Origin of the sequence: Polaromonas sp. OV174 (assembly GCF_900112285.1) — a bacterium.
Lineage (GTDB): Bacteria > Pseudomonadota > Gammaproteobacteria > Burkholderiales > Burkholderiaceae_C > Polaromonas.
Map to the genome: position 1 here is coordinate 154,374 of NZ_FOKZ01000005.1, position 13,543 is coordinate 167,916.

13 protein-coding genes are annotated in these 13,543 nt (G+C 61.1%); 1 reads left to right on the plus strand and 12 read right to left on the minus strand.

Features of this window, described 5'->3' with window-relative positions; genetic code table 11:
* Positions 1-2: 2 nt before the first annotated feature.
* Positions 3-167, plus strand: a complete 165-nt coding sequence (locus tag BM160_RS22550; RefSeq protein ID WP_177218943.1) for a hypothetical protein — start codon at positions 3-5, stop codon at positions 165-167.
* Positions 168-170: 3 nt separating this feature from the next.
* Here BM160_RS22550 and BM160_RS06760 read toward each other — a convergent pair whose 3' ends face one another.
* From BM160_RS06760 to BM160_RS06810, 12 genes are all read right to left on the minus strand, one after another.
* Positions 171-632: a hypothetical protein gene (locus BM160_RS06760; RefSeq protein WP_092002501.1), complete on the minus strand. Its 462-nt coding sequence runs from the start codon at positions 630-632 to the stop codon at positions 171-173.
* Between the two features lie 187 nt (positions 633-819).
* The gene (locus BM160_RS22555; RefSeq protein ID WP_177218944.1) at positions 820-981 is read right to left on the minus strand and encodes a hypothetical protein; all 162 of its coding nucleotides are present in this window, start codon (positions 979-981) and stop codon (positions 820-822) included.
* A gap of 99 nt (positions 982-1,080) precedes the next feature.
* Positions 1,081-2,739, minus strand: coding sequence for an MFS transporter (locus tag BM160_RS06765; RefSeq protein ID WP_092002504.1), 1,659 nt, complete (start codon positions 2,737-2,739; stop codon positions 1,081-1,083).
* Between the two features lie 302 nt (positions 2,740-3,041).
* Positions 3,042-3,689: a 2-hydroxychromene-2-carboxylate isomerase gene (locus BM160_RS06770; protein WP_092002649.1), complete on the minus strand. Its 648-nt coding sequence runs from the start codon at positions 3,687-3,689 to the stop codon at positions 3,042-3,044.
* A 47-nt stretch (positions 3,690-3,736) separates the two neighbouring features.
* Positions 3,737-4,474, minus strand: a complete 738-nt coding sequence (locus BM160_RS06775) for a YbaK/EbsC family protein (RefSeq protein ID WP_255368704.1) — start codon at positions 4,472-4,474, stop codon at positions 3,737-3,739.
* A gap of 135 nt (positions 4,475-4,609) precedes the next feature.
* The gene (locus BM160_RS06780; protein WP_092002507.1) at positions 4,610-5,530 is read right to left on the minus strand and encodes a hydroxymethylglutaryl-CoA lyase; all 921 of its coding nucleotides are present in this window, start codon (positions 5,528-5,530) and stop codon (positions 4,610-4,612) included.
* A gap of 149 nt (positions 5,531-5,679) precedes the next feature.
* The gene (locus tag BM160_RS06785) at positions 5,680-6,609 is read right to left on the minus strand and encodes a 2-hydroxyacid dehydrogenase (protein ID WP_092002509.1); all 930 of its coding nucleotides are present in this window, start codon (positions 6,607-6,609) and stop codon (positions 5,680-5,682) included.
* Between the two features lie 20 nt (positions 6,610-6,629).
* Positions 6,630-8,621 (minus strand): acetyl/propionyl/methylcrotonyl-CoA carboxylase subunit alpha, encoded by a 1,992-nt coding sequence (locus tag BM160_RS06790; RefSeq protein ID WP_092002510.1) that lies wholly within the window; start codon positions 8,619-8,621, stop codon positions 6,630-6,632.
* Entirely contained in the window at positions 8,614-9,285 is a 672-nt protein-coding gene (locus BM160_RS06795; protein ID WP_092002511.1) for a DUF4126 domain-containing protein, read from the minus strand. The genes BM160_RS06790 and BM160_RS06795 overlap by 8 nt, the downstream gene beginning before the upstream one ends.
* A gap of 90 nt (positions 9,286-9,375) precedes the next feature.
* Complete coding sequence (locus BM160_RS06800; protein WP_092002512.1) at positions 9,376-10,158, minus strand: enoyl-CoA hydratase/isomerase family protein; 783 nt, start codon at positions 10,156-10,158, stop codon at positions 9,376-9,378.
* Positions 10,159-10,161: 3 nt separating this feature from the next.
* A complete protein-coding gene (locus tag BM160_RS06805) occupies positions 10,162-11,769 on the minus strand; it encodes a carboxyl transferase domain-containing protein (RefSeq protein ID WP_092002513.1) in 1,608 nt (535 codons plus the stop codon).
* A 14-nt stretch (positions 11,770-11,783) separates the two neighbouring features.
* Complete coding sequence (locus BM160_RS06810) at positions 11,784-13,523, minus strand: AMP-binding protein (protein WP_092002515.1); 1,740 nt, start codon at positions 13,521-13,523, stop codon at positions 11,784-11,786.
* Between the last annotated feature and the right edge of the window lie 20 nt (positions 13,524-13,543).

The window sequence follows — 13,543 nt, forward strand, 5'->3', positions numbered from 1 at the left end:
GTGTGGGGGTTAAGCCCCTGGGCGAGAACGCGCGCGGCGCCAGCGTGGCGCAAGTTTTCCCCAACAAGCGCGCCATCTCCCAGCCCCGGGCCAAGGAAGCCATGGAGCGGTCCAAAGCAAAAGGGAATAGTGGCGCCGGTCTGAAGACGACCCGGCAGCAAGCCTGAATTTCAGTCGTACAGAGCGCTTTCCAGCGCCTTGAATTTCTCGGCACCAACGGCTTCCTTGATTTTTGGCGCCAAATCCCGCAGCCTGGCAACATCCCCGGCGGCTTCAACCGCCAGATTGAGCCGAAAGCCACGCAGGCCCAACGCCGCGGTAAGCCTGATGGCTATGGGATAAGCCTTTGAGTATTGCGCCTGCGCATCTTTCTGCGGGGCTGGGGCTGCAATGCTTTCAGCGGGGCTGGACGCTGGCTGAGGCAGCGCTGCGGCAGAGTCCGCCAGCAGCCCCAGCGCCACCAGGTGGCTCACATCATCCGTCGTCACCCCCAAACCGGCGGTTGCCTTGAGTACGTCTTCGGTGCTGCGCTTGCCATCAAACATGATGAAGGCCGAACGCTGCCTGGGGCTTAGTGCGATAGAGCGGTTCTGCAAGGCGGCCTGGCCCAACTCCGTCTTGGAAAAAATCATTGGCTTGTCTCCATGAAATGCACTATCAGCGCGGCCTCAGGGTATGAGGTGGTTTTTCAGAGACGATTGTGGTTTTTGTTTTTTCGCTCCAGCCCCAATTTAACCCATTTCACGATCGCACTCATTCCAGGCAATGCCACAAGACGCATGACAAAAAAAGAGGCCGCCGGCCGGCGCCCGCCCCGACTCAGGTCGCGGGGCCGTATGCGACACCCACAGTGGCGACAGCCGGCGCATTCAGCTGCAAAGCACCATGCTTTTCACCGCCCATATCAATATCGCCGCCCTTGCTCAACAGCCACAGCGCAACCCCGGCAAACGCGATGAATCCGACAACAATTTTCCACATCTTCTTGCTCCAAAAAAAAAAGCCCTCGGCACATGATGACGAGGGCCCTAAAACTCTCACAAGGCCCGGATCGGGCCGTTACCTCCGCTAAATGACTTATCAGTCGTTGGCGTAGATGTCGACGTCCTTGGTTTCCTTGATGAACAAGGTACCGACCACGACGGTGATGCCGGCAATGATGATGGGGTACCACAAGCCGTTGTACATATTGCCGGTCTGCGCGACGATGGCAAAGGCTGTCGTTGGCAGCAGGCCGCCAAACCAGCCGTTGCCGATGTGATACGGCAGGCTCATGGAGGTGTAGCGGATACGGGTCGGGAACAATTCAACCAGCATGGCGGCAATCGGGCCGTACACCATGGTGACCAGCAACACCAGATAGAACAGGATGGCCGTCACCATGACTTTGTCCATCTTGGCTGGGTCGGCCTTGGTCGGATAACCGGCGATCTTCAGGTCGTCGGCCACCAGTTTCTTGAACTCGGCATCTTTCTTCTTGGCCTCATCGGCGCTCAAGCCCTTGGCGCTGTAGCCAGGAATGACCGTGTCGCCAATCTTGATGGTCGCCACAGTACCGGCGGGTGCAGCAACGTTGTCATAACTCACCGAAGCTCCTGCCAAAACCTGCTTGGCAATATCGCAAGAACTGGTGAACTTGGACGTGCCGGTTGGGTTGAACTGGAATGAGCACTCTTTCGGATCAGCCGTCACGATCACCTGGTTCTTGGCCTGCGCCGCAGCCAGGTCAGGATTGGCCGCCTTGGTCAGCGCGCCAAACACCGGGAAGTAGGTCAGCACGGCCAACAGGCAACCCGCCATGATGATGGGCTTGCGACCGATCTTGTCGGACAGTGTGCCGAACACCACGAAAAATGGCGTACCCAGAATCAGCGAGTAGGCCACCAGAATGTTGGCCGTAGGACCGTCCACCTTGAGGGCCTGGGTCAGGAAGAACAATGCGTAAAACTGGCCCGAATACCAGACCACAGCCTGGCCGGCGGTCAAACCGATCAGCGCCAGAATCACGATCTTCAGGTTTTTCCATTGACCAAAAGATTCGGACAAGGGCGCCTTGGAGGTCTTGCCCTCAGCCTTCATTTTCTGGAAAGCCGGCGACTCATTCATGGACAAGCGGATGTACACCGACACCGCCAGCAGCAAGATGGACACGATGAATGGAATGCGCCAGCCCCAGTCGGCAAAAGCAGCCTCGCCGATGGCGGTACGCACACCCAGAATGACCAGCAGGCTCAGAAACAGGCCCAGCGTGGCCGTGGTCTGAATCCAGGAGGTGTAAGCACCGCGCTTACCGTGAGGAGCGTGCTCCGCGACGTAAACTGCCGCCCCACCGTATTCACCGCCCAATGCCAAACCTTGCAACATGCGCAAAGCGATCAGGATCACCGGCGCTGCCACGCCGATGGAGGCGTAGCTTGGCAGCAGGCCGACGATGAAGGTCGACAAGCCCATGATCACGATGGTGACCAGGAAAGTGTATTTACGGCCAATCATGTCGCCCAGGCGCCCGAACACGAGTGCGCCAAAGGGTCGAACGATAAAGCCGGCAGCAAAAGCCAACAGCGCAAAAATGAAGGCTGAGCCGGAGTCCAGTCCGCTAAAGAACTGCTTGGCAATAATCGCCGCCAGTGAGCCGTAAAGGTAAAAGTCGTACCATTCAAATACGGTGCCTAGCGAGGAGGCGAAGATCACTTTCTTCTGCTCCGCTGTCATGGGTCTGTTATCGACTGCAATGGCCATGTCAATGTCTCCTTCGTTAATTTAGCTTGACCACCCAGAACAGGTGATAAGCCTCACTATCCCGGCCGGTGCTGACCCGGTTCTGACACTCAGCCAACAGCAGCTGACGCAAAACTGAATGTCAGCTTACAAACCAGGCATTAACCCTTAGTCATTTTTTTCCATTGCAATAAATCGGGGCCGCAGACTGCCCCTGCCCGCATTTTCAAGGCTCATAAACCGAGGGAAATTCCTTAGGAAATTTTCTGTTCGGGCGCACCAAGGCAGGTGCACTCCGCTGCAACAAGCGGCAAAAAAAAGCCTCAGGTCCGCTGAGCGCCCGTGCCCACCTGGGCTACGACCTGCCAGTCAGGGCCGTCAAACCAGGCATCGCCAAGCAGGTAGGCCCGCAGCATGGGCAAGGAATCCAGGCCCCAAAAATGTTTGTCATCGACCGCAAAAAAAGGCACGCCAAAAGCGCCGAGCGCTATGGCCTCTTCGGTATTTTTTTTCAGCTGCGCCTTCACTTCATCGCTTTGCAAGTCGCGTGCTGGGGCCAGCTTCTGCATCAGTGATTCAAGACGCTGGGCATCGGCGGCTTCGGCGCCGCCCCGCCAGACATGGCGAAAAATGCTTTCGCAGACATAGCGGTTGGGTGATCCAGGCATTGCCTCTTGGCTGCAGGCCAGCGCCAGCCGCAACAAGGGCAAGGGATTGAATGGGTGACTGGCCGGCATCTGCAGGGGAATGCCCTGCTGGTGAGCAAGCCACAACACATGGCGGTAAGTCCAGTCGCGCTTGGGCACGATCTCGGCCGGTCCCAGTTGGCCAAAATGTTTAAGCATGCCGGCAAACAGCAGCGGCTTATAGCTGACGCTGTAGCTCAGCCCCTTCAAGGCTTCAGGCAGGTGCTCAAACGCGAGATAGGCATAGGGCGATATGAAGTCAAGATAAAACGTGATGTGCTTCAGCTCGCCGGCCAATGCCGAGCTTGCCGGTGGCTGCTTCCCCATGCTTGTCACTCCTTCAATGCAGCCATGCGCTGCTCAATGACTTGCCAGATTTTCCGCTTGCTGGCGTCATCGGCCCGGCTCCAAATCGCGATCTCGTCACGGGTACGAAAGCAGCCCTCGCACAGCCCCGTCGTGGCGCTCATGCGGCAAATTGAAATGCAGGGTGATGGCACATCGGCCTCAGCGTCCAGCGTACGGGCGCGTAGCGTGACCAGGCTGATGGCGCGTTGCAGAGCGAGTTTTTCCTCATCGACAGCCAGCGCCAGATCGGCCACAGGCGCGCCCGTCAGGGTTTGCAGCTGCCGCGGCGACAGCTGGAACACCCCATGCGGATGCCCGGCCGCGGCCCATATTTCGTCAAAGCGAAACAGCGACTCGTCAATCAGCGTGACCGAAGGCGTGACATGGGCCAGCGGCGACACACCACCTATCGAAAAACCGGTACGGGCTTTGACAAACTCCGCATCGGCCCGGCCCAGCCGCTTGCCGTCAAGGCAGACCAGGGCCTCGACTTTTTTCTCATCCACCCGCTGGTCACCGGACGTGACGACCAGCACCGCCGCGTCATCGGACTTGCGGCGAAAAATAATGCTTTTGGCAATCTGGCCCACGGCGACACCCAGCACGTCCGCCGCCTGCTGTGCCGTGCGCGCGGCGTCATCGAGCATGACGGGCGCGTGGGCGTGGCCCTTGGCCTGCAATACAGCGGCGACACGCTGCACACCTTCAGGCAAGCTCTTCAACTCAGCCCCGCACACGGTTAAGACCCCCAGGCTTTTCACTTCGTGTCAGACGCTGCCCACCGAGGAGGCTAATTTTCCTTGGGGCGGCCCGGCGGAAAATTGTCATTCCGCTTATCGCTTTGCTTACAGCGCTCATCAATCCATCCTTTTGTTGAGCAAGGCCGTCGCGGCCCGGGAGTTGGGTTTGCGCTGCAGAAAATCGCTGATGAATTTTCCAGCGTCTATCAATTTTTCCAGATCAATACCGGTGTCTATTCCCATGCCGTGCAGCAGATAGACCACGTCCTCGGTGGCCACGTTTCCGGTCGCCCCCTTGGCATAGGGACAGCCGCCCAGTCCGGCGGATGAGGCGTCAAATTGCCACACGCCCATCTGCAAACTGGCCAAGGTGTTGGCCAGCGCCTGTCCATAGGTGTCGTGGAAATGACCGGAGACGTCATTGAGGTCGTAATGCTTGAGCGCCGCTTCCATGGCGCGCTGCACCTTGAGCGGCGTGCCCACGCCAATCGTATCGGCCACGCCGACATGCTGCACACCAATTTCCTTCATCAGGCGCGCCACCAGCTCGACCCTCTCGGGTGCGATCTCACCCTCGTAAGGACAGCCGACGGTGCATGAAATGGCGCCGCGCACATAAATGTTGTTGCTCCGGGCAGCCGCCACCACCGGCCGGAAGCGCTCAATGCTTTCGGCAATCGAGCAATTGATGTTGCGCTGGCTGAAAGCCTCGCTGGCCGCGCCAAAGACCACGATCTCGTCGGGCCACAGCGCACGATCCGGAGCGATCGCGGCCTCAAAGCCTTGTATATTGGGCGTGAGCACGGAGTAGCGCACGCCAGGTTTGCGCTGGATACCGGCCATGACCTCGGCGTTGTCGGCCATCTGCGGCACCCATTTGGGCGAGACAAAACTGGTGACTTCGATATCTAGCAGACCGGCATCCTGCAGGCGATGCACCAGTTCGATTTTGACGGCGGCGGGGACAGGGTCTTTCTCGTTCTGCAAACCGTCTCTGGGGCCGACATCAACGAGCTTGACTTTGGAGGGAAGTTTCATGGGCATCCTTCAGGAGATAGGGTGGTCGCGAGCCGGTGAGCGGTTGTCAAGCAAGCAGGGGCCGCGGAACCGGCTTCGCCGGGCCGCAGGCGCAGCGGCCCCCTCGGGGGGAAGGGAGTTACGCGAAGCGAACGACCGTGAGTTCAACATCAGTATCCTTGTTTCAAGTCAACCACACCGGCGATGCTGGCAAGGGCTGCGCCATCTTGAAGCGCCCGGATTTTCCCGGCGATCTGCGCAATGCTTTCCTCGCGCAGCGTGCGGGCCGAGGTATGCGGCGTCACGGTAATTTTTGGATGGGCCCAGAAAGGATGGGCCGCTGGCAAGGGCTCGGTGCGAAACACATCCAGCATGGCGCCCGCCACATGGCCGTTGTCCAGCAGCGCCAGCAAGTCATCGTCGACCAGATGGCGGCCGCGCGCCACGTTGATGACATAAGCCCCCGGCAGCAGGCGGGACAGCGTGTCATGCCGCATGATGTTTTCGGTGTCCGGCGTCAGCGGCAGCAGGCACACCAGAATGCGGGTCGCGGCCAGAAATTCCTTGAAGCCATCGTCACCCGAAAAGCACTGCACGCCGTCTATGGCTTTGGGCGAACGGCTCCAGCCCAACACAGGAAAGTCAAACTGGGCCAAAGTCTGGCTCACGCGTTCGCCCAGCACGCCCAGGCCCATCACGCCGATGGGGTAGTCCGTGCGCATTCGCGGCTTGCGGTAGGACCACTGACCCTGGGCAACATCAGCGTCGTAGCCATCGAACTCACGGAAATGGCGAATCACTGCATGAGAAACATATTCGGCCATTTGCACCGACATGCCGGCGTCATCCAGCCGCACCACCGGCACACCGGCCGGCAAGCGCAACTTCATCAAGGCATCGACGCCTGCGCCTATGTTGAAAACACCCTTGAGCCGGGTCTGCTCGTCAAAAAACGCCTGGGGCGGCGTCCAGACCACCGCGTAGTCTGCAGGCGCGGCCCCTTCAGACCAGGGTTCTACCGTCGCGCCGGGCAGTGCGGCGCGCAAGCCCTCCAGCCAGGGCTGGGCTTTGGTATCGGTACAACAAAAACTAATATTCATTCCATTCGATCCTGAGAAGTTCAAGCGCCTATTTTCAACAACTCGGAACCTTCCGTCACTTGGTCGCCAGGCGCGTAGAGCAACTCCAGTACCACGCCGTCGGCAGGCGCCGCGATGGTGTGCTCCATTTTCATGGCCTCCATCACCGCCAGCGGCTGGCCCTTGCTAACCTTGTCGCCCGCCTTGACGGCAAAGGAAACCACCTTGCCCGGCATGGGCGCCGTCAGGCGGCCGCCCTCGGCCTGGGTTTCGCCCGCATGCGCCAGCAAGTCAATCGCCGTGATCTGCGTCGCGCCGCGTGCCGCAAACACGTGATCCACCTCGCCTTGGGTAAAAACCGCCGCCGTCAGGCGCTGGCCGGCAAACTCGATATCAATGCCCTGCTCGCCTCTGGAGAAAACCAAGGGCCCAGACAGCTCGCCAACCTGCAATTGCAAAGTGCCGTCATGCCGATAAGTCAATGCCGCCTTGGCCGACTCGCCCCGGAATTCAAACTCAAAAGGCCGGACCGTGACACCATGCGTTTGCCAGCCGTCGCGGCGACTGAAAGGGTCTGTGCCTTCTCTGGCCTTTTCGTTCAGCAGCGTCTGCGCAATGGCACTGGCTGCCGCCAGCGGCAGGCCAATAGTCTCCTGCTTGAAGAGCAGCGCCTCTTCGCGCTGAATCAGCGCCGTGTCCAGATTGGCCTGGGCAAACGAGGGGCTGCGAACCACATGGCGCAAAAACTGCACGTTGGTGCTCAGGCCAACAATGCGGGTTTGCGCCAGCGCCTCGTCAAGCCTGGCCAGCGCCTCTTCACGCGTCTGTCCATGCACGATGAGCTTGGCCACCATGGAGTCGTAGAAGGGCGAGATGGTGTCACCTTCGCGCACGCCATCATCAATACGTACCGTGCCCCGTTCAAACGTGGCGCAGGACGGCTTCTGGTAGACATGCAGCGTACCGGTGGCGGGTAGAAAATTGTTGTCCGGGCTTTCGGCGCAGATACGCGCCTCTATGGCGTGGCCTTGGATAGACAGCTGCTCCTGCTTCAAAGGCAGCGCCTCGCCACTGGCCACGCGCAATTGCCATTCCACCAGGTCCAGCCCGGTGATGGCTTCGGTCACGGGATGCTCGACCTGCAGCCTTGTATTCATCTCCATGAAAAAGAAATTCATGGCTCCGCCTTCGCGCTGCTCAACGATGAATTCCACCGTGCCGGCACCCACGTAGTTGACGGCGCGCGCCGCTGCCACGGCGGCCTCGCCCATCTGCTGGCGCATGGCCTGGCTCATGCCAGGTGCTGGCGCTTCCTCCAGCACCTTCTGGTGGCGCCGCTGCACCGAGCAGTCGCGCTCAAACAGATAAACATAGTTGCCCAGCGTGTCGCCAAACACCTGGATTTCGATGTGCCGCGGGCGCTGCGCGTACTTTTCGACCAGCACCTTGTCGTTGCCAAAGCTGTTGATGGCTTCGCGTTGGCACGAGGCCAGCGCGGCCGCGAAGTCTTCTGACTTGTCCACCGCACGCATGCCCTTGCCGCCGCCGCCGGCGCTGGCCTTGATCAATACCGGATAACCGATGCGATCGGCCTCGCGCTGCAACAGTGCCGGTGACTGGTCACTGCCGTGATAGCCAGGCACCAACGGCACACCGGCTTTTTCCATCAATTGCTTGGACTCGGCCTTCAGGCCCATGGCCTTGATGGCGGAGGCCGGCGGGCCTATGAAGACCAACCCGGCATCAAGGCAGGCCTGGGCAAACTCCTCGTTCTCGCTCAAAAAACCGTAGCCGGGGTGAATTGCCTCGGCACCGCTGGCTTTGGCCGCCGCGATGATTTTTTCCCAGCGCAAATAACTGTCCTTGGGCGCGCTGCCGCCTATGTGAATGGCTTCATCGCAGAAACTCACATGCTTGGCGTTGACATCGGCATCCGAATACACGGCAACGGTTTTGATGGCCATGCGGCGGGCCGTGGCGGCGACACGGCAAGCGATCTCGCCCCTGTTTGCAATCAGTATTTTTTTAAACATGTTTGTCATTCTTTGAAAAAGGGGACTTCAGGGTAAAAGCGGGCGACAGGCCTGGATCGGACTTGCCGCTGAAAATGCGCGCCACGCGGGTAAAAAGCTGTTTCAAAAAGCGCCAGCAAACACGGATCAGCCAGACACTGAGCACCAGCATCACGACCAGCAGGGGAATAAAAATCAGGGGATGAGCCAGCGCCAGCCACAGGCCGGCCGGAACCAGGCTGTCTTCAACCAGAGAGGTGCCGACATTGGTAAAGGGCTCGGGCGAGGTATTGATGGCGGCGCGGGTCGTGGCCTTGGCGGCATGGCTGGTCGCGGCCAGCGTGCCACCAACCAAGGCGGCCACCAGCCCCATCGCGCTGCTGTCGGCACCAAACACACCGGCCGCCAGCGCCGCGCCGGCAGGCACGCGAATCACGGTATGAACCACATCCCACAGCGAATCCAAACCCGGAATCTTGTCGGCAAAAAACTCGACAAACACCATGAAACCGCTGGCGCCCAACACCACCGGGTTGGCTAGCAGATGCAGGCCTTGGGGCAAGGGAATCCAGCCCAGATAACCCGCCAGCCCGGTCAGAAAAACCACCAGGTACAAACGAACGCCGCTGGCCCAACCCAAAGCGCCGGCCAGGGCAATCAGCTGCGCGGTATCGAGTGTGTTCATAAAGCCCCCACGCTTTTGGCTACGCCGCTCTCCGAGAACACTTCGTGTAATACGCTGCGGCCCGGCGCGGCGCTCATGTGCGGGCTCACTTCAGCCTCCCAGCCAGGACGGCTTGCGCTTTTGCAGAAAGGACTGCACGCCTTCCCGGCCTTCGCTGCTGGTGCGAATGTCGGCAATGCCTTCGACGGTGCGACCTATGAGGGTTACATCGATGTCGCGGCCAGCCACTTCCTGCACCAGCATCTTGCAGCTGCGCACGGCGTTGGGGCTGGCGTTGACCAGGGCGTTCGTCAGCTCTGCCACCTTGGCATCGAGCTGGTCGGCGCTGACCACCTCATGCACGAAACCTATGCGCTGCGCTTCCTTCGCATCAAAGCGCTCGGCGGTCAAAAAGTAGCGGTGCGCCGCGCGCGCGCCCATGGCGCGAATCACATAAGGGCTGATGGTCGCCGGAATCAGCCCCAGCTTGACCTCGCTCAGGCAGTAGTTGGCCGTGTCCACGCTGACGGCCATGTCGCAGGCCGCCACCAGCCCCATGCCGCCGGCGTACACATCGCCCTGGATGCGGGCAATGGTGGGCTTGGGGCATTCATACATCACGCGCAGCATCTCGGCCAACTGCGCCGCGTCGGCCAGGTTTTCGGCGCGGCTGTAGTCGGCCATGCGGCGCATCCAGTTCAGGTCGGCGCCGGCGCAAAAGGCCGGGCCCTCGGCGGCCAGCACCACCGCGCGCACGTCGGCGCGGCTGGCGGCATCCTGGAAGGCGGCGGTGATTTCGGCAATCACCTCATCGTTGAAGGCATTGCGAACGTCGGGGCGGCTGAGCGTCAGCGTCAGCACGGCGCCTTGTTGAGTGGTGGTGAGTGCTGTCATGGCTTACATCCTGAACAGGCCGAATTTGGTCTCCGGAATCGGCGCGTTCTGCGATGCGCTCAAGCCCAGCGCCAGCACGCGGCGCGTGTCGGCCGGGTCAATCACGCCGTCGTCCCACAGGCGCGCGCTGGCGTAGTAAGGATGACCCTGATGCTCGTACTGGCTGCGAATCGGCGCCTTGAAGGCTTCTTCTTCGGAGGCAGACCAGGCGCCGCCCTTGGCTTCAATGCCGTCGCGCTTGACGGTGGCCAGCACGCCGGCGGCCTGGTCGCCGCCCATCACGCTGATGCGCGCGTTTGGCCACATCCACAGGAAACGCGGCGAGTAGGCGCGGCCGCACATGCCGTAGTTGCCGGCGCCAAAACTGCCGCCAATGATGATGGTGAACTTGGGAACCGCCGCCGTGGCCACCGCCGTGACCATCTTGGCGCCGTTGCGGGCAATGCCTTCGTTCTCGTATTTGCGGCCGACCATGAAGCCGGTGATGTTCTGCAGGAACACCAGCGGAATCTTGCGCTGGCAGCACAGCTCGATGAAGTGCGTGGCCTTGAGCGCCGACTCGCTGAACAAGATGCCGTTGTTGGCGATGATGCCGACCGGCATGCCTTCGATGTGGGCAAAGCCGCAGACCAGCGTGGTGCCGTAGCGCGACTTGAACTCGTCAAACTCGCTGCCGTCAACGATGCGGGCGATGATTTCGCGCACATCGAAAGGCTTGCGCACGTCCACAGGAATCACGCCATACAGTTCTTCTGCTGCAAATTCAGGAGCTACCGGCGCCCGTCCTGATTGGGCTGGAGGCTTGTTTCTATTCAAATTCTTGACGGAAGCGCGGGCCAGCGCCAAGGCATGCATGTCGTTTTGCGCCAGGTGATCGGCCACACCCGACAGCCGGGTATGCACGTCGCCGCCCCCTAAGTCTTCGGCCGTCACCACTTCGCCGGTAGCAGCCTTCACCAGCGGCGGGCCGCCGAGGAAAATCGTGCCCTGGTTTTTCACGATGATGGACTCGTCGCTCATGGCCGGCACGTAGGCGCCACCGGCCGTGCAACTGCCCATGACCACGGCGATTTGCGCCATGCCCTGGGCGCTCATATTGGCCTGGTTGTAGAAGATGCGGCCGAAGTGGTCGCGGTCGGGAAACACCTCGTCCTGGTTGGGCAGGTTGGCGCCGCCCGAGTCGACCAGGTAGACGCAGGGCAAGTTGTTTTGCTGGGCGATTTCCTGGGCGCGCAAATGCTTTTTAACGGTGAGCGGGTAGTAGGTGCCGCCCTTCACGGTGGCGTCGTTGCAGACGATCATGCAGTCCACGCCGCTGACCCGGCCTATGCCGGCAATCAGGCCGGCGCAGGGTGCATCGCCGTGGTACATGCCCAGCGCGGCCAGCGGCGCGACTTCCAGGAAGGGCGTACCAGGGTCCAGCAGCATCTGCACCCGGTCGCGCGGCAGCAGCTTGCCGCGCGCCACATGCTTGGCGCGGGCGGCTTCACCGCCGCCGGCGGCGGACTTGGCGAGCTGCACATGAAGATCGTCCACCAGCGCGCGCATGGCGCTGGCATTGGCCTGGAAGTCGGCGGAACGGGCGTTGAGTTGGGTGGTAAGCGTGGTCATTAATCCGTTTTCTTTCAGGCGGTTTTATCTTCTTCCAGCCCGAGCTGGTTTTTCATTTCGTCGCGAATCTTGAACTTCTGGATCTTGCCGGTCACCGTCATGGGGAAACCGGACACGAAGCGAATGTAGCGCGGCACCTTGTAGTGCGCAATCTTGCCCTTGCAGAAGTCGCGCACCTCGTCTTCGCTCAGCGTCTGCCCCGGTTTGATGACGATCCAGGCGCAGAGCTCCTCGCCGTAGCGCTTGTCGGGCAGGCCGACGACCTGCACGTCCTGCACCTTGGGGTGGCGGTAGAGAAACTCCTCGATCTCCCGCGGGTAGATGTTTTCGCCGCCGCGTATCACCATGTCCTTGATGCGGCCGACGATGTTGACGTAGCCTTCGCTGTCCATGGTGGCCAGGTCGCCGGTGTGCATCCAGCCGTCGGCGTCAATCGCCTCCTGCGTGCGGGGCGCGTCGTCCCAGTAGCCGTGCATGACCGAATAGCCGCGCGTGCAGAGTTCGCCCGACACGCCGGTCGCGACGATGTCGCCGCTCTCGGGATCTATGATTTTGATTTCCAGGTGCGGCTGCACCAGGCCGACGGTGGAGACGCGCTTGTCCAGCGGCGTGTCTATGGAGCTCTGGCAGCTGACCGGACTGGTTTCCGTCATGCCGTAGGCAATCGTGATCTGGCTCAGGTGCATCTGCTCCACCACGCGCTTCATGACCTCGGTCGGGCAGGGCGAGCCGGCCATGATGCCGGTGCGCAGCGTGGACAGGTCGAACTCCTTGAAGCGCGTGTGGTCCAGTTCGGCGATGAACATGGTGGGCACGCCGTGCAGGCCGGTGCATTTTTCTGCTTGCACGGTTTGCAACACGCTCAGTGCATCAAAACCGTCGTTCGGATAGACGATGGTGGCGCCATGCGTCAAACAGGCCAGGTTGCCCAGCACCATGCCAAAGCAGTGGTAGAGCGGCACCGGAATGCAAAGACGGTCGGCCGGCGTCAGCTTCATGGCCTCGCCTATGAAATAGCCGTTGTTCAGGATGTTGCGATGCGTCAGCGTCGCGCCCTTGGGGAAACCCGTGGTGCCGCTGGTGAACTGGATATTGATGGGGTCGCTCGCCTGGAGCGTGACGGCAATGGCGGCCAGCCGCGCATCGTCGGGGTCGCCGCTGGCCAGCAGGCTGGAGAAGCGCATCAATCCGGGCTGCTCCTCGCCCTGCCCGGCCTCGTCGATCCAGATGACGGTTTGCACATGCGGCAGCGCGCTGGATTCGAGCAGGCCAGCCTGGCCATGCGCCCACTCGGGCGCCAGCTCGCGCAGCATGCCCAGGTAGTCGCTGGTCTTAAAGCTCGCCATGCTGACCAGCGCCTTGCAGTTGACCTTATTCAGTGCGTACTCGACCTCGGCGGTGCGGTAGGCCGGGTTGATGTTGACCAGAATCAGGCCGACCTTGGCCGTGGCCAGTTGCAGCAGCAGCCATTCGGCATTGTTGTGCGACCAGATACCGACGCGCTCGCCGGGCTGCAGGCCCAGGCCCAGCAGCGCGCTGGCCAGGCGATTGGCCTCGCGCTGCAATTCACGGTAGCTGTAACGGCGGCCCTGATGAACACTGACCAGCGCCTCGTGCCCGGGCTGGTGCGCGGCAATGGCATCAAAAAAACCGCCCAGCGTCTGCTCTATCAGTGGCACATCGGTGCTGCCGCGCGCATAGCTGCGGCTGAGAGTGGGCGTTTCGGGACTGGCTGAGGATAGCTCGGCGCTCATGGTGGTCTCCTTGCGGCCGC